This window comes from Nocardia sp. NPDC004415, from assembly GCF_053602435.1.
In genome coordinates, this window is sequence record NZ_JBSGDP010000007.1 from 64136 (window position 1) to 85649 (window position 21514).

A 21514-nucleotide genomic window follows, 5' to 3' on the forward strand; every position below is an offset into this window, starting at 1 on the left:
ATGACCGCCGCTGTGGCCGGGGGATGCGCAGCGCGCCAGGCGATCTCACTTCCCGGACAGACCGTGCCGCGCCACTTGACGAGGCGCGCGAGAACCGTCACCCTATTCACAACGGCGTCAGCTGTTGAGGGGCTCCCAGCGCCCGGAATGTCCGACGCGGCCAGCGTTGACGGACATCGGCGCGTTTGCCGTGCGAGTGGTCACTCGGATGGTATGTTGACACCCCCTTGTGTAGGGGTGTAAGTTTGGACGTTGCGCTGGCTGCCTCCTGTCCACACCTTGATTCGCACACGTGAGTTCCACCCTTCCGGTGTTACTTCCGCTGCTGCTTGTTCTGGTTTCGTTCGGGCTGTCACCAGCGAGAATCTCAACAACGTAGCAGGTAAGCGACGGTCGCGGACCACCACGCGACGCGCGTGAGGTGCTGGAAGGACGCATCTTGGCAGTCTCCACCCAGACCAAGGCTGGAATCCCCGGAGCCCCCTCGAGGGTTTCGTTCGCGAAGATCCGAGAGCCCTTGGAGGTGCCCGGACTTCTCGACCTACAAACGGACTCGTTCGCCTGGTTGGTCGGTACCCCCGACTGGCGTGAGAAGGCGGCCGCACGCGGCGACGTCGGTCTTGCAGGCGGCCTCGAGGAGGTGCTCGAAGAGCTCTCGCCGATCGAGGACTTCTCCGGATCCATGTCCCTGTCGTTCTCCGACCCGCGCTTCGAAGAGGTCAAGGCCTCCATCGAAGAGTGCAAAGAGAAGGACATGACCTACGCGGCGCCGTTGTTCGTCACCGCGGAGTTCATCAACAACAACACCGGCGAGATCAAGAGCCAGACGGTGTTCATGGGCGATTTCCCCATGATGACCGACAAGGGCACCTTCATCATCAACGGCACCGAGCGTGTCGTCGTCTCGCAGCTGGTCCGCTCCCCGGGCGTCTACTTCGATCACAGCATCGACAAGACCACCGAGAAGGACCTGCACAGCGTGCGCGTGATCCCCTCGCGCGGCGCGTGGCTGGAGTTCGACGTCGACAAGCGCGACACCGTCGGTGTGCGCATCGACCGCAAGCGCCGTCAGCCGGTCACCGTGCTGCTCAAGGCGCTGGGGATGACCACCGAGGAGATCGTCGAGCGTTTCGGCTTCTCCGAGATCATGATGTCGACCCTGGAGAAGGACAGCACCCCCGGCCAGGACGAGGCGCTGCTCGACATCTACCGCAAGCTGCGTCCGGGCGAGCCGCCGACCAAGGAGTCCGCGCAGACCCTGCTGGAGAACCTGTTCTTCAAGGAGAAGCGCTACGACCTGGCGCGCGTCGGTCGCTACAAGATCAACAAGAAGCTCGGCATCCACGTGCACGAGCCGGTGACCTCCTCGGTGCTGACCAAGGAAGACATCGTCGACACCATCGAGTACCTGGTGCGCCTGCACGCCGGTGACCGCACGATGACCGCCCCCGGCGGCGAAGAGGTCCCCGTCGAGATCGACGACATCGACCACTTCGGCAACCGTCGCCTGCGCACCGTCGGCGAGCTGATCCAGAACCAGATCCGCGTGGGCCTGTCCCGCATGGAGCGTGTGGTCCGCGAGCGGATGACCACCCAGGACGTCGAGGCGATCACGCCGCAGACCCTGATCAACATCCGCCCGGTCGTCGCCGCGATCAAGGAGTTCTTCGGAACCTCCCAGCTGTCGCAGTTCATGGACCAGAACAACCCGCTGTCGGGCCTGACCCACAAGCGCCGCCTGTCGGCGCTGGGCCCGGGTGGTCTGTCCCGTGAGCGCGCCGGCCTGGAAGTCCGTGACGTCCACCCGTCGCACTACGGCCGCATGTGCCCGATCGAGACCCCGGAAGGCCCGAACATCGGCCTGATCGGTTCGCTGTCGGTGTACGCGCGGGTCAACCCGTTCGGTTTCATCGAGACCCCGTACCGCAAGGTCGTCGACGGCAAGGTCACCGACGAGGTCAAGTACCTGACCGCCGACGAGGAAGACCGCTACGTGCGCGCCCAGGCGAACTCGCCGGTGGACGCCGAGGGTCGCTTCGTCGAGGAGAAGGTGCTCGTCCGCCGTGCCGGCGAAGAGGTCGAGTTCGTGACCCCGTCGCAGGTCGACTACATGGACATCTCGCCGCGCCAGATGGTGTCGGTCGCGACGGCCATGATCCCGTTCCTCGAGCACGACGACGCCAACCGTGCCCTCATGGGCGCGAACATGCAGCGTCAGGCCGTGCCGCTGATCCGTTCCGAGTCCCCGATCGTGGGTACCGGCATGGAGCTGCGCGCCGCGGTGGACGCCGGCGATGTCGTGGTGAACGAGAAGCCGGGTGTGGTCGAGGAGGTCTCGGCCGACTACGTCACCGTGATGGCCGACGACGGCAGCCGCAAGTCCTACCGGATGCGCAAGTTCAACCGCTCCAACCAGGGCACCTGCTCCAACCAGCGTCCGATCGTGGACGAGGGCCAGCGGGTGGAGAAGGGGCAGGTCCTCGCGGACGGCCCCTGCACCGAGAACGGTGAGATGGCGCTGGGCAAGAACCTGCTCGTCGCCGTCATGCCGTGGGAAGGCCACAACTACGAGGACGCGATCATCCTGTCGCAGCGCCTCGTGGAAGAGGACGTTCTCACCTCGATCCACATCGAAGAGCACGAGATCGACGCCCGCGACACCAAGCTGGGCGCCGAGGAGATCACCCGGGACATCCCGAACGTCTCCGACGAGGTGCTGGCCGACCTGGACGAGCGCGGCATCATCCGCATCGGTGCCGAGGTCCGTGACGGCGACATCCTGGTCGGCAAGGTCACCCCGAAGGGCGAGACCGAGCTGACCCCGGAAGAGCGGCTGCTGCGCGCGATCTTCGGTGAGAAGGCGCGCGAGGTGCGCGACACCTCGCTGAAGGTGCCCCACGGCGAGTCCGGCAAGGTCATCGGCATCCGCGTGTTCTCGCGCGAGGACGACGACGATCTGCCTCCCGGTGTCAACGAGCTGGTCCGCGTCTACGTGGCCCAGAAGCGCAAGATCCAGGACGGCGACAAGCTCGCCGGTCGCCACGGCAACAAGGGCGTCATCGGCAAGATCCTCCCCATCGAGGACATGCCGTTCATGCCCGACGGCACCCCGGTCGACATCATCCTGAACACCCACGGTGTGCCGCGTCGTATGAACATCGGCCAGATCCTGGAGACCCATCTGGGCTGGATCGGCAAGGCCGGCTGGAATGTCGACGTGGCCGCGGACGGCACCCGTCCCGACTGGGCGGCCTCGCTGCCCGAGGAGATGCTCGGCGCCCCGGCCGACTCGAACATCGCGACCCCGGTGTTCGACGGTGCCAAGGACGACGAGCTGACCGGTCTGCTCGGTTCGACCCTGCCCAACCGCGACGGTGAGCGCATGGTCGACGAGAACGGCAAGGCGACCCTGTTCGACGGTCGCTCCGGCGAGCCGTTCCCGTACCCGGTCGCGGTCGGTTACATGTACATCCTGAAGCTGCACCACCTGGTCGACGACAAGATCCACGCCCGTTCGACCGGCCCGTACTCGATGATCACCCAGCAGCCGCTCGGTGGTAAGGCGCAGTTCGGTGGTCAGCGTTTCGGTGAGATGGAGTGCTGGGCCATGCAGGCCTACGGCGCGGCGTACACGCTGCAGGAACTCCTGACCATCAAGTCCGACGACGTGGTGGGCCGCGTGAAGGTCTACGAGGCGATCGTCAAGGGCGAGAACATTCCGGAGCCGGGCATTCCGGAGTCGTTCAAGGTGCTCCTCAAGGAACTCCAGTCGCTGTGCCTCAACGTGGAGGTGCTGTCCTCCGACGGCGCCGCGATCGAGATGCGTGACGGTGACGACGAGGATCTGGAGCGCGCCGCGGCGAACCTGGGCATCAACCTGTCCAGGAACGAAGCGGCCACCGTCGACGATTTGGCGAACTAGGTACTGACCGGCTGGGCGCCGCGAACGCGCCCGGCCGCCAGTGCTCGACAACTAGTGAACTTTTGCTCGAATTCGACCCGAACAGGGGAAAGGAAGTTACGTGCTAGACGTCAACTTCTTCGATGAACTCCGGATCGGCCTGGCCACCGCTGAAGACATCCGAAACTGGTCTTTCGGTGAGGTCAAGAAGCCGGAGACCATCAACTACCGCACGCTCAAGCCGGAGAAGGACGGGCTCTTCTGCGAGAAGATCTTCGGCCCCACCCGGGACTGGGAGTGCTACTGCGGCAAGTACAAGCGTGTCCGCTTCAAGGGCATCATCTGTGAGCGCTGTGGCGTCGAGGTGACTCGCGCCAAGGTGCGTCGTGAGCGGATGGGCCACATCGAGCTGGCCGCCCCGGTCACCCACATCTGGTACTTCAAGGGCGTGCCCTCGCGCTTGGGTTACCTGCTGGATCTGGCGCCGAAGGATCTCGAGAAGATCATCTACTTCGCCGCCTACGTCATCGTCGGTGTCGACGAGGAGCTGCGCCACAACGAGCTCAGCACCCTCGAGGCCGAGATGGAGGTCGAGAAGAAGGCCGTCGCCGATCAGCGCGATGCCGATCTCGAGGCCCGCGCGCAGAAGCTCGAGGCCGACCTGGCCGAGCTCGAGGCCGAGGGTGCCAAGTCCGACGTGCGCCGCAAGGTCAAGGACGGCGGCGAGCGCGAGATGCGTCAGCTGCGCGACCGCGCCCAGCGTGAGCTGGATCGTCTCGACGAGATCTGGACCACCTTCACCAAGCTGGCCGTCAAGCAGCTCATCGTCGACGAGGTGCTCTACCGCGAGCTCGTCGACCGCTACGGCGAGTACTTCACCGGCGCCATGGGTGCGGAGTCCATCCAGAAGCTGATGGAGAACTTCGACATCGACGCCGAGGCCGAGAACCTGCGCGAGACCATTCGCTCGGGCAAGGGCCAGAAGAAGCTGCGCGCGCTCAAGCGGCTCAAGGTCGTCGCGGCCTTCCAGGCCAACGGCAACTCGCCCATGGGCATGGTGCTCGACGCCGTTCCGGTGATCCCGCCGGAGCTGCGCCCGATGGTCCAGCTCGACGGTGGCCGTTTCGCCACCTCCGACCTGAACGACCTGTACCGCCGCGTGATCAACCGCAACAACCGCCTCAAGCGACTGATCGATCTGGGTGCGCCCGAGATCATCGTCAACAACGAGAAGCGGATGCTGCAGGAGTCCGTCGACGCGCTGTTCGACAACGGCCGTCGTGGCCGTCCGGTCACCGGACCGGGTAACCGCCCGCTGAAGTCGCTGAGCGATCTGCTCAAGGGCAAGCAGGGTCGTTTCCGTCAGAACCTGCTCGGCAAGCGTGTCGACTACTCGGGCCGTTCGGTCATCGTGGTCGGCCCGCAGCTCAAGCTGCACCAGTGCGGTCTGCCGAAGCTGATGGCGCTCGAGCTGTTCAAGCCGTTCGTCATGAAGCGTCTGGTCGATCTCAACCACGCGCAGAACATCAAGTCCGCCAAGCGGATGGTCGAGCGTCAGCGTGCCCAGGTGTGGGATGTCCTCGAAGAGGTCATCGCCGAGCACCCGGTGATGCTGAACCGCGCGCCCACCCTGCACCGCCTGGGTATCCAGGCCTTCGAGCCGCAGCTGGTCGAAGGCAAGGCCATCCAGCTGCACCCGCTGGTGTGTGAGGCGTTCAACGCCGACTTCGACGGTGACCAGATGGCCGTGCACCTGCCGCTGTCGGCGGAGGCGCAGGCCGAGGCGCGCATCCTGATGCTGTCGTCGAACAACATCCTGTCCCCGGCCTCGGGTCGCCCGCTGGCGATGCCGCGTCTGGACATGGTGACCGGCCTGTTCTACCTGACTCGTCTCGACGAGAAGGGTGTGGGCACCTACCGGGCCGCCACCAAGGACGAGGCCGAGCAGGGCGTCTACTCCTCGCCCGCCGAGGCGCAGATGGCCGTGGACCGCGGTGAGCTCACCGTGCGTTCGCTGATCAAGGTGCGCCTCACCGAGCAGCGCCCGCCGCGCGAGATCGAGGCGGAGCTGTTCCCGGAGGGCTGGCACCGCGGTGACGCGTGGCTGGCCGAGACCACCCTGGGTCGCGTGCTGTTCAACGATCTGCTCCCGGCGGACTACGCGTTCATCAACGAGCCGATGCCGAAGAAGCGGCAGGCCACGATCATCAACGATCTGGCCGAGCGCTACCCGATGATCGTCGTCGCGCAGACCGTCGACAAGCTCAAGGACGCCGGCTTCTACTGGGCCACGCGTTCGGGTGTCACCGTCTCCATGTCGGACGTGCTCGTTCCGCCGGAGAAGGCCGACATCATGGAGCGCTACGAGGGCATGGCCGATCAGATCGAGAAGAAGTACCAGCGTGGTGCGCTCGATCACCAGGAGCGCAACAACGCCCTGGTCAAGATCTGGCAGGAAGCGACCGAAGAGGTCGGTACGGCGCTGCGTTCGCACTACCCGGCCGACAACCCGATCATCACGATCGTCGACTCGGGCGCGACCGGTAACTTCACCCAGACCCGAACCCTGGCCGGTATGAAGGGCCTGGTGACGAACCCGAAGGGTGAGTTCATCCCGCGCCCGATCAAGTCCTCCTTCCGTGAGGGCCTGACCGTGCTCGAGTACTTCATCAACACCCACGGTGCCCGTAAGGGTCTGGCCGACACCGCGCTGCGTACCGCCGACTCGGGTTACCTGACCCGTCGTCTGGTGGACGTCTCGCAGGACGTCATCGTGCGCGAGCACGACTGTGGCACCGAGCGCGGCATCGTCGTGCCGATCGCGGAGAAGCTGGCCGACGGCACGATCATCCGCGACGCCCACGTCGAGACCTCGACCTTCGCCCGGACGCTCGCGTCCGACGCGGTGGACGAGAAGGGCAACGTCGTGGTGGCCAAGGGCGCCGACCTCGGCGACCCGGCGCTGGAGGCGCTGCTCGACGCGGGTATCACCGAGGTGAAGGTCCGCTCCGTGCTGACCTGCACCACCGGCACCGGCGTCTGCGCCACCTGCTACGGCCGCTCGATGGCCACCGGCAAGCTGGTCGACATCGGCGAGGCCGTCGGCATCGTCGCCGCCCAGTCCATCGGTGAGCCGGGTACCCAGCTGACCATGCGTACCTTCCACCAGGGTGGTGTCGCGGGCGATGACATCACCGGTGGTCTACCGCGTGTCCAGGAGCTCTTCGAGGCCCGTGTCCCCAAGGGCAAGGCGCCGATCGCGGAGGTCTCGGGCCGGGTGCGTCTCGAGGACGACGACCGCTTCTACAAGATCACCATCATCCCGGACGACGGTTCGGACGAAGTGGTCTACGACAAGCTCTCGAAGCGTCAGCGTCTGCGGGTGTTCAAGCACGACGACGGCACCGAGCGCCTGCTGGCCGACGGTGACCACGTGGAGGTGGGTCAGCAGCTGCTCGAGGGCGCTGCCGATCCGCACGAGGTGCTGCGCGTGATGGGTCCCCGTCAGGTGCAGGTCCACCTGGTCCACGAGGTCCAGGAGGTCTACCGCTCGCAGGGTGTGTCGATCCACGACAAGCACATCGAGGTCATCGTGCGCCAGATGCTGCGTCGCGTGACGATCATCGATTCGGGTGCGACCGAGTTCCTGCCCGGTTCGCTCACCGAGCGTGCCGAGTTCGAGGCCTCGAACCGTCGTGTGGTGGCCGAGGGTGGCGAGCCCGCCTCCGGTCGTCCGGTGCTGATGGGTATCACCAAGGCGTCGCTGGCCACCGATTCGTGGCTGTCGGCGGCCTCCTTCCAGGAGACCACCCGAGTGCTGACGGACGCGGCCATCAACTGCCGCTCCGACAAGCTGATCGGCCTGAAGGAGAACGTGATCATCGGTAAGCTCATCCCGGCCGGTACCGGTATCAACCGTTACCGCAACATCCAGGTGCAGCCGACCGAAGAAGCCCGTGCCGCGGCGTACGCGGTGCCGTCCTACGACGACACCTACTACTCCCCGGACAGCTTCGGCTCCTCCACCGGCGCCGCGGTGCCGCTGGACGACTACGGCTTCAGCGACTACCGCTAGCCGGTAGCCAGGCAAACGAACGGCCCCCGCTCTTTCCGGAGCGGGGGCCGTTTCGTGTGGTGGGGAGCGGGGGTCGCTAGGCCACTTTGATGGTGTGTGGACCGACGCTCACGCTGATGTCTACATGTCCACCGAGCGCGCGGGCATACGCGCGGAGTGTGTCGAGTTCCATCGCTGCGAGGTCGCCGTTCTCGATCTGTGAGATTCTCGCCTGGCTGACGCCGAGCGCGGCGGCGAGATCGGCCTGGGTTTTGCCGATCGTCTGGCGGAGCTCCTTGAGATGGTGGCCGGCGATTCGGCCGTCCAGCTGCGCGGCAGCGGCCGCCTGAACTTCCGGGTCGGCCAATTCCGGGTGCAGCCGGTGGGCTTCTTCCTTCACCTCACGCCAATTGCGTGCGCCGGTCATCACTACTCCTTCGCCTTCTCGACGCGATACTCCGCATAGCGATGCTCTGCCAGCGGAATCGCGTCGTCATACCATTGGGACCACCGCCCGGCTTTGTCTCCGCTGACCAGGATGATCGCTTGGCGATCCGGGTCGAACACGAAGAGCATGCGGATCTCCGAGCGTCCGCGTGAGCCGGGGCGCAGCTCCTTGAGATTCCTCAGCCGACTGTGTTTGAGCGTATCCACCAGAGGCCGACCCAGCGCAGGACCGACTGCGGCGAGTCGGTCCAAGGCCTGCTCGATCAAGGCTGCTGAGGCGGGGTCGGACTCGCACAGCTTCATGAACCAGTGGTCGACTGGCTCCAATAGCACGATCTCCCATTCCACTCAGCAAGTATAAGTCAGAACTTATGTCTGCGACGACCGTCCGAGATGTTTCTGGTCGGTGGGTTGGCGGGTGGGGGCGGGGCGGGCGTGGGTGGCGTAGAGGGTGAGGCCGACGAAGGTGAGGCCGCCGAGGAGGTTGCCTGCGACGGTGGGGATTTCGTTCCAGAGCAGGTAGTCGCCGAGGGAGAAATCGCCGCCGAGGAGCAGGCCGGAGGGGAACAGGAACATGTTGACGATGGAGTGTTCGAAACCCATGTAGAAGAAGAGCATGATGGGCATCCACATGGCGATCACCTTGCCGGAGACCGAGGTGGACATCATGGCGGCGACCACGCCGGTGGAGACCATCCAGTTGCACAGGACCGCGCGCACGAACAGGGTGAGCATGCCCGCGGCGCCGTGCTCGGCGTAGCCGAGGGTGCGGGCCTCGCCGATCTCGCCGAGTTTCTCACCGACCGCGCTGGGGTCGACGGAGAAGCCCATGGTCAGGATGATCGCCATCATCACCGCCACGGTGAACGCACCGGCGAAGTTCCCCAGGAATACCCAGCCTCAGTTGCGCAGTACGGTGCGCACGGTGACGCCACGGCGCTTGTCGATCAAGGCCAACGGCACGAGCGTGAAAACGCCGGTGAGCAGATCGAATCCGAGCAGGTACAGCATGCAGAACCCGACCGGGAACAGCACCGCGCCGAGCAGTGGTTCGCCGGTGTTGACCGTGACGGTCACCGCGAACGCGGCCGACAGGGCCAGGATCGCGCCCGCCATATAGGCGCGGAGCACGGTGTCGCGGGTGGACATGAACGCCTTGGCTTCGCCCGCGTCGACCATCTTCTCGACGAAGTCCGCCGGCTTCAGATATGACATGTAGACCCCTTGCTAGTTCCTCCGGCGCAGCGGTTTTCGCCGCGGCCATCGTCACCCGGTCACCGGGCGGCCGAGTGGCGGGCGGGCGGTGAGAGCCGACGAGGAGCGCAGCCGTCGCGGGGCGCGGACCCGGCGCGGCTGTCGGCTCCGACGATATACCCACTGGTGGAGGCTGTCTCGGTCTCCGGCCGCATTCAGGAGGGTGACGGGGGAGCCGTCGCGCCGTCGTCGGCGACGGCCTGGGCCTCGGGGTCGCCGACCGGCACGGCTTCGGGTTCGCCGAGCCGCACGATGATCACGCCGCCGAGAATCAGTGCGCCACCGAGCAATTGGACTGGTCGTGGCGCCTCGCCGAGCAGTGCCCAGGCGAACACCAGGGCGGCCAGCACCTCGGTGAGCGCGACGAAGGAGGCCAGCCGGGAGCCGAGCCTGCGGGTGGCGGCGATCCCGGTGACGTAGGCGATGGCCGCGGTGACGATGCCGATGAGCAGGATCGGCACCCACCACGGTGTCGTGAAGTCGGCGAAGGCCACCTGACCGGTCGCCGCGTGCAGCGGCACGATGCCCGCCGCGCCCGCCACCAGCAGGATCACCCCACCGATCAGCAGCCCGCCCGCGGCCAGCACCGTGCCCGGCAGGTCGGTGCCGTGCGCGGAGAGCACGAAATACGTTGCGGCGCCGACCATCGACGCCAGCGCCCAGACGACACCGATAGCCTCGACGGACAGCCCCGACACCACGTCGAGCACCAGCAGCAGTCCTGCGATGCCCAGCGCGGCACCCGCGACGGTGGCCGCGCCGGGCCGCTGCCGATACCGCACCCACAGCCAGCCGACGACCGCGATGGGCGCGGTGAACTCGATGAGCAGGGCCGCGCCGACCGTCATGTGCGCGACGGCGTTGAAGTAGGCGAGCTGTGTCCCCGCGACCGCGATCGCGCCGTAGGCGACGATGAGTGTCGCGTTGGCGCGCAACAGCTTCCAGTTCCCGCGCAACTGCGGAAGGGCGAGTGGCAGCAGGACGACCCCGGCGAGCAGGACGCGGGCGGCGACGACGGCCGCGGCGCTCCAGCCCGCGTCCATGAGGCCGCGCGCGAGCGGGCCGGACAGTCCGAAGGAGGTGGCCGATGCCAGCGCGAACGCCAGCCCGGACCGCATCCGGGATGCCGCGTCATGGGTCAAAGTCGCCATGACAAATGACGGTAAGGAGCGCGGGGTAATATGTCAATGTGGTTTTCGCTCATGACACCGAAGCGGCACTACTGGCGGCGGTCGAACTGATCAACTCCGCCGAGGAGCCCGACACCCTCACGGCGGTGGCCCAGCTCGACGAGTTCTTCGACCGGCACGTCTACACGGGCGTGCATACCGGCGACGCCGCCGAACTGGCCGCGGTGCGCGACCTGCGCGCCCCGCTGCGCGAGCTGCTGACCAGCGACCGTGACACCGCGGTCACCCTGGTGAACCAGATCCTCGTCGAGCATCGCGCGGTCCCGCAGCTGGTCCGCCACGGTGACGTCGACTATCACGTGCACGCCGTGCCGCCCGAGGCTCCGCTGCCGGTGCGCATCGCCGTCGAGACCGCCATGGCCATGATCGATGTGATCCGCGCCGACGAGCTGAGCCGCCTGTCGATCTGCGCCGACGCGCAGTGCGCGGGGCTGGTGCTGGATCTGTCGCGCAACCGGTCGCGGCGCTACTGCAGCACCGCCTGCGGCAACCGCAATGCCGTGGCCGCCTACCGGGCGCGGCAACGCTAGAGCGAGCGCACCTTCGGGCACTTCTTGCCCGCCAGATGACACTTGTCCTCGAACCCGGCGGGCAGCCACGTCCCGGTGCGCAGCAGCGGATGCTGCGGAAAGTGCTGTAGCGCGGCGGTGACGAAGACCAGCGGCGCCCAGGCGCTACGGATCTGGAGCTGTTGCATCACGCCGTCGCGAGTGGGGAACCGGCAGCCGACCAGGTCGGGCGCGGTCAGGTCGACACTCTCCAGCGCCGACCAGTGCACGGCGAACGCCCGGTCCGGATTGGCCAGGTGGACGCGGCGATTCGAGATCATCGCCGAGCCCGGCCGTTCGGTCACCCAGCGCGGTTGCCCGGCGGCCTCGGCCCGCAACCGGCGCGATTCATTGCGCACCGCGTTGCCCAGATGCGCGACCACGCCAAGGGGAGTGCGGCCGTCGGCGGCGGTCCGGCCGGGTGCCCACCGGCCGTCGCCCAGGCCACGCCAGGTGTACCACTGCGCGCCGCCGTCGGCGAAGCAGATCTCGCCGGTGTCGAGCCGGACCCTGGTCGCGGCGGACGGGACCCGCGCGACCTGTCCGCTCGCGAGCAGCTCGGCGATCCCGCACGTGTACAGCAGGTAGTCGTCGAACCAGGTCCATCCGGCCTGCTCGGCCAGGGCTCGGTCGATATCGGCCAGCGGGTCGAACACGTCTCTCACCACCCACTCACGAACGTGCGGCTCCGGCGCCGGTGCGGAGTCCGCGTGCTGTCCACGGTAGCGGAGGACGTGAATCGTGTTGGGCCGGAACCCGGCTGGTCAGCCGGGTGACCGCGCCGATCGTCAGGGAGCCCCGGTGACGTAGGCGAGCGCGGTGTCGACGGCGGGCTGTCCACCGGCCAGCGCGTAGCCCGCCATCGCCCCGATCGCCGCGCCCGCGACAGTCGCCACCGGCACGGTGATGAAGTCCAGGACGAACAGCCCGAGCGGGAAGCCGAGCACGAAACCGATGGCCGCGCCGATCGCCGCGCCCTCGATGATCTGCGGCTGGAGCCGCTGGGTCTCGGCGAAGAACTTCTCCTGGGCGCTGATATCGCGCACGGGGGTGTCGGATTCGCCGATCGGGATGAGGGTGAGTTCGGTGCCGGTCTCGTCGATGCGCGGAGCCAGCGGCACGGTGTGCTCGCCGAAGCGCACGGCCATCGGCAGTGCCGCGATCACCGCACCGGAGGCGTCGGCGATGGTGACGACCTGCGCGTCGTGGGCGAGCTCGAAGCGGCCCGCGTCGAGCGTGGTCACCACCGCCCGCCGGTCCTCGGACACGCCGACCTGGTAGGCCACGGCCTTGTCGGCGCCGCGCAGGGTGATGCCGGGCTGGGTGCCCGCCGGCGCGGGGGTGGTGGTCTGCGCGGGCAGCGGCGTGATGCCGGGCTGAGCCGGTTCGGCGGCACCGATCCCGGTCGCCGACAGGGTGACCCCCACCGCCAGCAACGCCGCCGCGAGCACAGTGCCGATCCTCATCGTGTAAGCCTCCCGCTGTCGCACCCGGGACCGATTCATCCCGTTTGTCGCGGCAAACCTAACCGCTGAGCGGCCGGATCGGAAGTCATCGGATGATCATCCGGCCGCCACGGGCGCACGGCGGGCGAACTCCGGCGCGTGTTCGGGACGGATGCCCATCCCGCCGAGGTAGCCAACGAGCCAGGCCAGGGGTGGCACCGCGTCCACGACCCGCAGCGGCAGCGGCGCGGTGTCCAGTGCTCCGCGCAGCGCGGGCGCGATGAGCAGGTCGTGTTCGCCGCGCTGGAGGCGCTGGGTGAAGCTCGCGGGCAGCATCCGCCTGCGCTGGACCTTCGCCAGATCGGCGGGCAGCACCGCCCGGTCGAGCAGCGGCTCGGCCAGGAAGCCCGCGGCCGCCACGGCATCCTGCAGCGCGAGATTCACCCCGACCCCGCCGACCGGTGACATGGTGTGCGCGGCATCGCCGATACACAGCAGACCGGGCACCGACCACTGCTCGAGCATGCCGACGGTCACCTCGAGCAGTGCGACGTCGTCCCAGGAGCGCAGCGCCGCGGTCGCCGACGTCGGCCAGCCGAAGAGTTCGCCGACGCGTTCGCGCAGCCAACCCACCTCGTGCGCGGCCCGCAGCGCCGCGTCGCTGCCCTTGGCGATGAGGTAGCCGGTCTGGAAGTAGTCGCCGCGGTCGATGCACACCGCGGAGTCGCCGCTGGTGAAACGGCCCTGGAAGGCGCCGCCCGCGCGGTCGTCGACCGATTTCGGGATGCGGAAGTACCAGAGGTCCATCGGCACGTCCTCGTGCTGCTGGCGCAGGCCCGCGGCTTCGCGCACCACGGAATCGCGTCCGTCGCAGGCGATCACGAGATCGGCCCGCAGGCTCTGCTCGGCGCCGTCGGCATCTCGGTAGTGGACCCCGGCGACGGCGCCCGCCTCGTGGATCAGCCCGGTGACGCGCGAACGCGTCCGCAGGGTGAAGGTCGGTTCCGTGGCGGCGGCGCGGGCCAGCAGGTCGAGGAAGTCCCACTGCGGCACCATGGCGACGTGGCGGTACCGGCCCGGAATCCGGGTGAGGTCGGCGGCGACGACCATCCGGTCGCCCGCGTACAGCCGCATCGTGGTCACCGCGGTCTGGGGGAGCCGGGCGAACTCGTCGCCGAGGCCGAGTTCGTCGAGCAGCCGGATGGTCGAGGGGTGGACGGTGTCGCCGCGGAAGTCGCGCAGGAAGTCGGCGTGTTTCTCCAGTACGGTGACGCGCACGCCCGCCCTGGCCAGCAGCAGTCCGGTCATCATTCCGGCCGGTCCGCCGCCCACGATGCAGCAGGTGGTCTCGTCCATGCGATGCCCCCTCGAAGTCGTTGTCTACGACGAAGCGTAGTAGTCGAATCCGGTGCGGGTCCAGGGTTTCGGCGATCTCGCCGGATCGATCCTTGACGCGCTCACCGCACCGCGCAATACTGAACTAGATGGTTCAGTATGACTTCCTCGATGCCTCGTTCGGGGCGCTCGCGGACCCCACCCGTCGGGGCATCCTCGAGCGGCTCGGGCGTGGGCCCGCCAGTATCAGCGAGCTGGCCGAGTGCTTCCAGATGACCTTGACCGGCATCAAGAAGCACATCGGGCTGCTGGAGGCGGCGGGGATGGTGGTCACCGAGAAGCGTGGCCGGGTGCGGTACTGCCGCATCGGCGAGCACGTCTTCGATCGGGAGGTGGCCTGGATGCAGGGTTATCGGCAGATGCTCGAAGCCCGGATGGACCGTCTCGGCGAATTCCTGCAACGAACGGAGCCAGAGCAATGAGTACCGACACCAAGGACGCGGTCATCACCTCCACCTCGGACCGCGAACTGCACATCGAACGCGAATTCGACGCCCCACTGGACCGGGTCTGGGCCGCCTACAGCCGTATCGAGCAGGTCTCGCGCTGGTGGGGGCGCGGCCACGAACTCGATGTGGAGCGCTGGGAGTTCCGCAAGGGCGGCCACTGGCGCTTCGTCGAACACGAGGGAGACCAGGCCTACGGCTTCGAGGGCCGCTTCCGGGAGATCACCCCGAAGCAGCGCATCGTGCAGTCCTTCGAATGGGACGGCATGCCCGCCCACATCTCGATCGACTCGACCACCTTCGTCGACCTGGGCAACGGGCGCACCAAGGTGGTCACCGACAGCATCTTCCACACCGCCGAGGAGTGCGCGGGCATGGTCGAGTCGGGCATGGAGACCGGCCTCAACGACAGCTACCGCGCGCTGGACGCCCTGCTCGCCCAGGGCTGAGCCCCGCGCCCGGTGTGGCGCCACGGCGGCGCCGGATCAGCGGTGCGTGCAGCCGGTGGCGCGTTTGCGTGGCTTCAGCCGCAGCGGCGGCAGCGGCGGTGCGGGAATCCGCTCGTCCGGGTCGTGGCCGACAACCGTCGGGAAACGGCTGGTGTCACGGGCTTCCCACGCCTGGCGCGCGGCGAGGATCTCCTCGTGCGTGCGGGCGACGAAGTTCCACCACATCACCAGTTCCTCGCCGAACGGCTCGCCGCCGAGCAGCGCGACATGCGCGCCCTCGGTGCTGGTGAGCGTCAGCTCGGCGCGGTCGGTGCCCAGGTACAGCAGCGGTCCGGCGCTCAGCTCGACCCCGTCGACCTCGACGGTTCCGCCGATCACCAGCACCGCGTGCTCGAAGGCGCGCTCTAGCGGCAACCGCACCCGCGCGCGGGCGTCGAGCACGATGTCGGCGCCGAGGATCGGCGTGTAGGCCCGCGCGGGCGAGACCACCCCACCGAGCGCGCCGATCAGCACCGTGGCCCGCAGGCCCGGTTGCTCGTAGACCGGCAGTTCGCGATGCTGCTCGAAATGCGGGTCGCCCTCGCGCGCACTGTCGGGCAGCGCGATCCACAGTTGCAGGCCGTTGCCGGCCGCCGCTCCCGGCACCCCGAACTCCGAATGCGCGATACCGCGACCGGAGGTCATCAGATTCAGCTGGCCGGGTTCGATCTCGACATCGGAGCCCACCGAATCCCGGTGCCGGATGCGGCCGTCGAACGGCCAGGTCACCGTCTGCAGGCCGATGTGCGGGTGCGGCAGGATATCGGGGGAGGCGCCGGTGGTGGTGACGGTCGGCGAACCGAACCGGTCCAGGAAACACCAGGCGCCGACCGTCGGCAGATCCCGTTGCGGCAGCGTGCGTTCCACATACACGCCGCGCACGCCGCCCAGCGGCACCTCCCTGGCCGGATACAGCTCGGAGATCGGTCCAGGGCTGGGCGAGGGTTCGCACAGCGCCTCGGTGGGATCGGCCTCCAGATCGCTCACTTCGGGATGCCCTTGCCCACCACGTGCGCGTCGTATTCGGGGTGCTTGTCGAGGTAGCCGCGGATGAACGGGCAGTGCGCGGTGATGGTGCGCCCGCGCGCGATCACGTCCTCGATGGCCAGGCGAGCCAGTACCCCGCCCAGACCTTTGCCCGAGAACGCGCCGTCGATCTCGGTGTGCACGAAATCGGTGTCGTCGCCGCGCTCGACGTATTCGGCGAAGCCGGCGAGCTCGCCGTCGAGGAACACGTCGTAGCGGTTCTTCTCCTCGTTGCGCACGACGCGGCGTTCGGATTCGGGCTTGGCCTCGGTCATCTTCTTACGCTCCTTCCGCACCGGAACGGGGTGCGCGCTGAGGATCGACACGCGGTTGAACGCGCCGATGGCGACGGCGATCCAGATGATCACCGAGATCTGTTCTTCGGACCAATGCTCGCGCGCGATCGCGTATTCCCGATCGGTGCGCTCCTCCTCCGGCAGCGTGGTGACCGCCTCGGCCAGGCCGAGCGCGGCCCGGTCGGCCTCGGAATAGGTGCCGCCGCGCCGCCACGCGGGCAGCACCGCGATCTCCTGGGCGCTCAGGCCCGCGCCCAGCCCGGCGTGTTCGTGCACGTCGAGGCAGTACGGGCAGCCGTTGATCTGCGAGACGCGCAGATTGATCAGCTCCACCAGCCGCCGGTCGATCCCCGCGGCCGCGGCGGCGGCTCTGATCTCGGCCGCCGTGGCGCTCATGGCCTTGTAGACGGCCGGATGCTGCTTGTCGATCCATACGCGTTGCTGGCCTTCGGTCACCTCCGCGATGCTAGCCCGGTGCGCCGCGGTCCGCCCGGACCGCGGCGCGGCAGGCCTACTCGCGGCCCGCGGAGGTGAAGGACATGTCCGCGTACCGTTCGCCCGCCACCTGCGCGGCGATCGGCTCGAGTGTCGCGAGTTCCCCGGCGGTGAGCCGCACCGTCGCCGCGGCGACGTTCTCGGCCAACCTGGCGCGCTTGCGGGTGCCCGGGATCGGCACCACGGGCAGGCCGTGCACCTCGGCGCGCGCGTGCACCCAGGCCAGCGCGGCCTGGGCCCGGGTGATCCCGTGGGCCGTGGCGATCTCGGCCAGCGGCGCGAGCAGTTCGGCGTTGCGCTCGGCGTTGTCACCGGTGAACCGCGGCTGGGAGCGGCGGAAATCGTTGTCGCCCAGGTCTTTCGCCGAACGGAACGAGCCGGTGAGGAAGCCGCGGCCCAGCGGCGAGTACGGCACGAAGGCCACGCCCAGTTCCACGGCGGCGGGCACCGCGGTGCGCTCCACGTCGCGGGAGAACAGCGACCACTCCGACTGCACGGCCGCGATCGGGTGCACCGCGTGCGCGGCGCGCAGTTCGTCACCGGTCACCTCGGACAGGCCCAGCGCCTTGACCTTGCCCGCCGCGACCAGTTCGGCCAGCGTGCCGACCGTCTCCTCGATCGGCACCCGAGGATCGCGGCGGTGCACGTAGTACAGGTCGATGGTGTCGACGCCGAGCCTGCGCAGGCTGGCCTCGACGGCGGTGCGGATGTAGCCGGGGGAGTTGTCGAAGCCACGGTACGACGGGTCGTCGGCCTTGCGGACGATGCCGAACTTGGTGGCGATCACCAGATCCGACCGGTTGGCCCGGACGAAATCGGCGAGGAACTCCTCGTTGTGGCCCGAACCGTAGATGTCGGCGGTGTCGAACAGGGTGACGCCGAGTTCGAGCGCGCGGTCGAGGGTGGCGCGGGATTCGGCCGCGTCGGTGTCACCGTAGAACTCGCTGATGCCCATGCAGCCGAGGCCCTGCGCGCCGACCAGCGGGCCGTCGGTGCCGAGGGTGATGGTGGGCAGTGTCGCGGTGGTGCTCATACATCGGTTCCTTCGCTCGTGTACGCGGTGAGCGCGGCCGGCTGCTCGACCTCGGATCGGCCCTGGTAGAGCGCGATCTTGTAGTCGAGCACGGCCACGGTCTGCTGGAGTTCCGCGATCTTGTCGAGCACGTCGGACCTGGTCTGCTGGAACATGGCCAGCCGCTGCGGGAAGGTCTGCTCACCGGCCCGCACCAGTTCGGCGTAGCGGATCATGTCGGCCACCGGCATGCCGGTCAGGCGCAGCCGGGTGATCAGCGCCAGCCACTCCAGGTCGCGATCGCTGAAGCGCCGGTTGCCGGTGTGGTCGCGGCCGATGTAGCCCATCAGGCCGATCTTCTCGTACCAGCGCAGCGTGTCGCGGCTCAGTCCCGAGCGTTCGGCCACCTCGCCGATCGAATAGCGCGGGCGTTCGCGCTGTTCGTCGGTGCCCTCGGCCCGTGCGGTCGCGTCCGGATCCATCGTGCTCGTCCCTTCTCGTGGAACCAGGTCGACGCTATCCACCTGGAGTGCACTCCAAGCAAGACTAATCCTCACGGGACGAGCGAATTCAGTTGTACTTCGGCAGCTCCTGGATGGCCCACCGGTTGCCGTCGGGATCGGCGAAGAAGGTGAACCGGCCCCAGGGCAGGTCCTGGACCGGGGTGGCCTCGACGCCCGCGGCCACGAGCTGCTCGTAGGCCGTGTCGGCGTCGGCCACCACGATCTGCATGCCCTCGACGCTGCCGGGCGCGGCCTCGGTGAGCCCGCGGCCGATACAGATCGAGCATCCCGAGCCCGGCGGGGTGAGCTGGACGAACCGGATGTCCGGGCTCGGCGTGTGGTCGTGATCGGCGTTGAAGCCGATGCTGGTGTAGAAGTCCTTGGCCCGATCGACATCGGTGACCGGGATGGCAACGAGTTCGATTTTCCAATCCATGGCCACGAGCATGGCACCGACCACCGACAGAAACGTAGTCTGGATCACATGGCTAAGGACATCGACCGGATCCGGGCCCGTTCGGCGTGGGAAACGGTCAAGGAGAGCCCCGTGATCACCGCGATCGCGGTGGCTCCGGTGGTGCTGGTACTCGGCGTGGTCTGGTGGCTGACGAACGGCTTCGTGGCCTTCGTCCTGCTGGTGCTGCTCGGCGTCGGCGTCGTGGTGGGCGGCAAGCTGCTGAAGTAGCCGCCTAGCGGGGGATGTGGAAGAACGTCAGTTCGCCCGATCCCGGGTCGATCCGTGCCCAGGGCCGGTCGAATTCGAGCACGGCCAGGGCCGAGGTGGGGAATTTGCGGCTCAGTTCGGTGGCCTGGTCGGAGTCCCGGTTGTGGGCCAGTTCCCAGGCGGTCCAGGGAATTCCGGGGACATGGCCGACGACGAGCAGCGTGGATATCGCGTCGTCGGTGAGCTGGACGAGCTCGATCAGCGTGTGCGGATTCGCCTCGTAGATGTCGTCGGTGTACTCGACCGGCGCATCGATTCCGGTGGCCGCGAGGGTCTGGCGGGTGCGCGTCGCGGTCGAGCAGCGCACCGCGTCGATCGGGGGCTGGGTCGCGCGCAGCCAGTCACCGGCCAGTGCCGCCTCGCGCTGCCCGCGCGGTGCCAGCGGACGGTCGTGATCGTCGACGCCGTCGGGATAGGCCGATTTGCCGTGCCGCATGAGGATCAGAGTCACCGCCATGGGGACCACCGTAATCCGGACCACAGGTGAGGTCGGTGTCACACTCGAGGCACACTGAAAGCTGCGTCACCGTTGATGCGCCCATGGCATACCCCGCCGCGGACGTCCTGCGATGTCGCCTCGAGCCACCGACCACATATTTCGAGGATCTGCACCCATGGCCTACGTCATCACGCAGCGTTGTTGCAACGACGCCAGCTGCGTCACCGAGTGCCCGGTCGACTGCATTCGCCCGACTCCCGATCAGCCGGAGTTCGCGACCGCGGAGATGCTGCACATCGACCCCGACACCTGTATCGACTGCGGCGCCTGTGTCGACGCCTGCCCGGTGGACGCCATCTTCTCCGAGGACGACCTGCTCGCCTCGCTGGCCAGATACCGCGAGATCAACGCCGCCTGGTTCCAGCGTCACCCGCTCGAGTCGAACTTCGATCCGCTGAGCACCCCGGTGCGCCCGCCCAAGGACCTGGGCACGCTGCGCGTCGCGATCGTCGGCGCGGGTCCGGCGGCCTGCTACGCGGCCGACGAACTGCTGCGCCGCAGCGATGTCGAGGTCGAGATGTTCGACCGGCTGCCGACACCGTGGGGCCTGATCCGGGCCGGTGTCGCGCCCGACCACTCCGGCACCAAGGGCGTGGCGAACATGTTCGACTCCGCCTTCCGGCGCGACACCCTGCAGTACTACCTGAATGTCGAGATCGGGCAGCACATCGACCACCAGGAACTGCTCGCGCACCACCACGCGGTGATCTACGCCGTCGGCGCCTCCAGCGACCGCCGCCTCGGTGTGCCGGGCGAGGACCTGCCCGGCAGCCACTCGGCCACCGAGTTCGTCGCCTGGTACAACGGCCATCCCGACTTCGCCGAGCGCGAGTTCGACCTGTCCGGCGAACGCGCGGTAATCGTGGGCAACGGCAATGTCGCCCTGGACGTGGCCCGCGTGCTCACCGCCCATCCCGACGAGCTGGCCAAGACCGACATCGCCGACCACGCGCTGGACGCCTTGCGCCGCAGCAATATCCGCGAGGTGGTGATCCTCGGCAGGCGCGGCCCGCTGCAGGCGGCCTACAGCTCGCCGGAGTTCCTGGCGCTCACGCACATGAAGGATGTCGACGTGATCGTCGACCCGGCCGAGCTCACCCTCGACCCGCACAGCCAGGCACTGCTCGACGATGCGAACATCGAACCCTCGCTGCGCCTGAAATACCAGCTGGCCCAGGAGTACTCGCAGCTCACCGCCGACCCGGCGCACAAGCGCATCGTCTTCCGCTACCTGGCCACCCCGACCGCGGTGCACGGCGACGAGCACGCCACCGCGCTGGAGTTCGCGCACAACGAATTGACCGAGGAGAACGGGCAATTGGTGGCCACCGCCACCGACCGCACCGAGACCCTCGAGACCGGTCTGGTGCTGCGTGCCATCGGGTATCGCGGGGTGCCGGTCGCCGGACTGCCCTTCGACGAGCGCCGTGGCACGGTGCCCAGCGAGCACGGCCGGGTCATCGAGGCCACCGAACCGGTTCCGGGCGTGTACGTCTCGGGCTGGATCAAGCGCGGGCCGCGCGGCGTCATCGGCTCCAACCGGCTCGACGCTGAGGAGACGGTGGAGGCGCTGATCAGCGATTTCATCGCGGGCAAGCTCACCGCGCCCACCGGCGACCGGGCCGCGCTGCAGGCCCTGCTCGCGCAACGTCAGCCGGATCTGGTCGACCGCAAGGGCTGGAAGACCATCGACCAGGCCGAGAAGTCGGCGGGCAAGGCAGCGGGCAGGCCACGGGTCAAGTTCACCACCAGGGCGGACCTGCTGAAGGCCGCCAAAGGCTAGCCGCCACG

19 protein-coding genes and 2 pseudogenes are annotated in these 21514 nt (G+C 68.0%); 7 read left to right on the forward strand and 14 right to left on the reverse strand.

From position 1 onward, the window contains the following. Positions 1-421: 421 nt before the first annotated feature. Together rpoB and ACWEMY_RS05430 are read left to right on the forward strand one after the other, a co-directional pair. Positions 422-3922, forward strand: coding sequence for a DNA-directed RNA polymerase subunit beta (rpoB, locus tag ACWEMY_RS05425; protein ID WP_375930193.1), 3501 nt, complete (start codon positions 422-424; stop codon positions 3920-3922). 100 nt (positions 3923-4022) lie between these two features. Continuing rightward, positions 4023-7976 carry a DNA-directed RNA polymerase subunit beta' gene (locus ACWEMY_RS05430; protein WP_375930190.1) on the forward strand — a complete coding sequence of 1318 codons (3954 nt, stop codon included), beginning with the start codon at positions 4023-4025 and terminating at the stop codon, positions 7974-7976. Positions 7977-8052: 76 nt separating this feature from the next. Here the strand turns inward: ACWEMY_RS05430 and ACWEMY_RS05435 are convergent, their stop codons facing one another. The 4 genes and pseudogenes from ACWEMY_RS05435 to ACWEMY_RS05450 form a co-directional block, all read right to left on the reverse strand. Continuing rightward, entirely contained in the window at positions 8053-8382 is a 330-nt protein-coding gene (locus ACWEMY_RS05435; protein ID WP_452388995.1) for a helix-turn-helix domain-containing protein, read from the reverse strand. Between the two features lie 2 nt (positions 8383-8384). Next, on the reverse strand, positions 8385-8750 hold the full coding sequence (locus ACWEMY_RS05440) for a type II toxin-antitoxin system RelE/ParE family toxin (RefSeq protein ID WP_452388996.1): 366 nt from the start codon (positions 8748-8750) through the stop codon (positions 8385-8387). A gap of 21 nt (positions 8751-8771) precedes the next feature. Then, a pseudogene (locus tag ACWEMY_RS05445) lies at positions 8772-9617 on the reverse strand (formate/nitrite transporter family protein). Positions 9618-9811: 194 nt separating this feature from the next. After that, positions 9812-10807: an EamA family transporter gene (locus ACWEMY_RS05450; protein WP_452388997.1), complete on the reverse strand. Its 996-nt coding sequence runs from the start codon at positions 10805-10807 to the stop codon at positions 9812-9814. Positions 10808-10845: 38 nt separating this feature from the next. Between ACWEMY_RS05450 and ACWEMY_RS05455 the strand changes: the two genes are divergently transcribed. Next, positions 10846-11376: a CGNR zinc finger domain-containing protein gene (locus ACWEMY_RS05455; protein ID WP_452388998.1), complete on the forward strand. Its 531-nt coding sequence runs from the start codon at positions 10846-10848 to the stop codon at positions 11374-11376. Here ACWEMY_RS05455 and ACWEMY_RS05460 read toward each other — a convergent pair. From ACWEMY_RS05460 to ACWEMY_RS05470, 3 genes are all read right to left on the reverse strand, one after another. Further along, positions 11373-12059, reverse strand: a complete 687-nt coding sequence (locus tag ACWEMY_RS05460; protein ID WP_452388999.1) for a hypothetical protein — start codon at positions 12057-12059, stop codon at positions 11373-11375. The genes ACWEMY_RS05455 and ACWEMY_RS05460 overlap by 4 nt on opposite strands. 123 nt (positions 12060-12182) lie before the next feature. Further along, positions 12183-12860, reverse strand: a complete 678-nt coding sequence (locus ACWEMY_RS05465) for a hypothetical protein (protein ID WP_452389000.1) — start codon at positions 12858-12860, stop codon at positions 12183-12185. A 96-nt stretch (positions 12861-12956) separates the two neighbouring features. Beyond that, positions 12957-14195, reverse strand: coding sequence for an FAD-dependent oxidoreductase (locus tag ACWEMY_RS05470; protein WP_452389001.1), 1239 nt, complete (start codon positions 14193-14195; stop codon positions 12957-12959). A 128-nt stretch (positions 14196-14323) separates the two neighbouring features. Between ACWEMY_RS05470 and ACWEMY_RS05475 the strand changes: the two genes are divergently transcribed. Both ACWEMY_RS05475 and ACWEMY_RS05480 read left to right on the forward strand, forming a co-directional pair. Next, positions 14324-14656 (forward strand): ArsR/SmtB family transcription factor, encoded by a 333-nt coding sequence (locus tag ACWEMY_RS05475; RefSeq protein WP_452389002.1) that lies wholly within the window; start codon positions 14324-14326, stop codon positions 14654-14656. Beyond that, the gene (locus ACWEMY_RS05480; protein ID WP_452389003.1) at positions 14653-15129 is read left to right on the forward strand and encodes an SRPBCC family protein; all 477 of its coding nucleotides are present in this window, start codon (positions 14653-14655) and stop codon (positions 15127-15129) included. Before ACWEMY_RS05475 ends, ACWEMY_RS05480 begins: the two co-directional genes overlap by 4 nt. 36 nt (positions 15130-15165) lie before the next feature. Here ACWEMY_RS05480 and ACWEMY_RS05485 read toward each other — a convergent pair whose 3' ends face one another. From ACWEMY_RS05485 to ACWEMY_RS05510, 6 genes and pseudogenes are all read right to left on the reverse strand, one after another. Next, positions 15166-16155 carry a pirin family protein gene (locus ACWEMY_RS05485; protein WP_452389004.1) on the reverse strand — a complete coding sequence of 330 codons (990 nt, stop codon included), beginning with the start codon at positions 16153-16155 and terminating at the stop codon, positions 15166-15168. After that, complete coding sequence (locus ACWEMY_RS05490) at positions 16152-16469, reverse strand: GNAT family N-acetyltransferase (protein WP_375935487.1); 318 nt, start codon at positions 16467-16469, stop codon at positions 16152-16154. The genes ACWEMY_RS05485 and ACWEMY_RS05490 overlap by 4 nt, the downstream gene beginning before the upstream one ends. Positions 16470-16484: 15 nt before the next feature. Further along, positions 16485-16955, reverse strand: a pseudogene (locus tag ACWEMY_RS05495) (carboxymuconolactone decarboxylase family protein); the annotation flags it as partial. 46 nt (positions 16956-17001) lie between these two features. Beyond that, the gene (locus ACWEMY_RS05500) at positions 17002-18018 is read right to left on the reverse strand and encodes an aldo/keto reductase (RefSeq protein WP_452389005.1); all 1017 of its coding nucleotides are present in this window, start codon (positions 18016-18018) and stop codon (positions 17002-17004) included. Next, positions 18015-18479, reverse strand: a complete 465-nt coding sequence (locus ACWEMY_RS05505) for a MerR family transcriptional regulator (protein WP_452389006.1) — start codon at positions 18477-18479, stop codon at positions 18015-18017. The genes ACWEMY_RS05500 and ACWEMY_RS05505 overlap by 4 nt, the downstream gene beginning before the upstream one ends. A gap of 88 nt (positions 18480-18567) precedes the next feature. Next, a complete protein-coding gene (locus ACWEMY_RS05510) occupies positions 18568-18936 on the reverse strand; it encodes a VOC family protein (RefSeq protein ID WP_452389007.1) in 369 nt (122 codons plus the stop codon). Positions 18937-18984: 48 nt separating this feature from the next. Here ACWEMY_RS05510 and ACWEMY_RS05515 point away from each other — a divergent pair, with 48 nt between their 5' ends. Further along, on the forward strand, positions 18985-19185 hold the full coding sequence (locus tag ACWEMY_RS05515) for a hypothetical protein (RefSeq protein WP_375930157.1): 201 nt from the start codon (positions 18985-18987) through the stop codon (positions 19183-19185). A gap of 4 nt (positions 19186-19189) precedes the next feature. Here ACWEMY_RS05515 and ACWEMY_RS05520 read toward each other — a convergent pair whose 3' ends face one another. Continuing rightward, positions 19190-19681, reverse strand: a complete 492-nt coding sequence (locus ACWEMY_RS05520; RefSeq protein WP_452389008.1) for a SixA phosphatase family protein — start codon at positions 19679-19681, stop codon at positions 19190-19192. Between the two features lie 157 nt (positions 19682-19838). On the opposite strand from ACWEMY_RS05520, the gene ACWEMY_RS05525 reads away from it, so the two are divergent. Then, positions 19839-21506 carry an FAD-dependent oxidoreductase gene (locus ACWEMY_RS05525; protein ID WP_452389009.1) on the forward strand — a complete coding sequence of 556 codons (1668 nt, stop codon included), beginning with the start codon at positions 19839-19841 and terminating at the stop codon, positions 21504-21506. Positions 21507-21514: the final 8 nt, after the last annotated feature.

Coding starts and splice junctions, on each gene's coding strand:
- ACWEMY_RS05475 (WP_452389002.1), top strand. CDS start 14,324: ATGGTTCAGTATGACTTCCTCGATGCCTCGTTCGGGGCGCTCGCGGAC.
- ACWEMY_RS05520 (WP_452389008.1), bottom strand. CDS start 19,681: ATGGCGGTGACTCTGATCCTCATGCGGCACGGCAAATCGGCCTATCCC.
- ACWEMY_RS05450 (WP_452388997.1), bottom strand. CDS start 10,807: ATGGCGACTTTGACCCATGACGCGGCATCCCGGATGCGGTCCGGGCTG.
- ACWEMY_RS05465 (WP_452389000.1), bottom strand. CDS start 12,860: ATGAGGATCGGCACTGTGCTCGCGGCGGCGTTGCTGGCGGTGGGGGTC.
- ACWEMY_RS05435 (WP_452388995.1), bottom strand. CDS start 8,382: ATGACCGGCGCACGCAATTGGCGTGAGGTGAAGGAAGAAGCCCACCGG.
- ACWEMY_RS05510 (WP_452389007.1), bottom strand. CDS start 18,936: ATGGATTGGAAAATCGAACTCGTTGCCATCCCGGTCACCGATGTCGAT.
- ACWEMY_RS05480 (WP_452389003.1), top strand. CDS start 14,653: ATGAGTACCGACACCAAGGACGCGGTCATCACCTCCACCTCGGACCGC.
- ACWEMY_RS05500 (WP_452389005.1), bottom strand. CDS start 18,018: ATGAGCACCACCGCGACACTGCCCACCATCACCCTCGGCACCGACGGC.
- ACWEMY_RS05525 (WP_452389009.1), top strand. CDS start 19,839: ATGGCCTACGTCATCACGCAGCGTTGTTGCAACGACGCCAGCTGCGTC.
- ACWEMY_RS05505 (WP_452389006.1), bottom strand. CDS start 18,479: ATGGATCCGGACGCGACCGCACGGGCCGAGGGCACCGACGAACAGCGC.
- ACWEMY_RS05470 (WP_452389001.1), bottom strand. CDS start 14,195: ATGGACGAGACCACCTGCTGCATCGTGGGCGGCGGACCGGCCGGAATG.
- ACWEMY_RS05490 (WP_375935487.1), bottom strand. CDS start 16,469: ATGACCGAGGCCAAGCCCGAATCCGAACGCCGCGTCGTGCGCAACGAG.
- ACWEMY_RS05515 (WP_375930157.1), top strand. CDS start 18,985: ATGGCTAAGGACATCGACCGGATCCGGGCCCGTTCGGCGTGGGAAACG.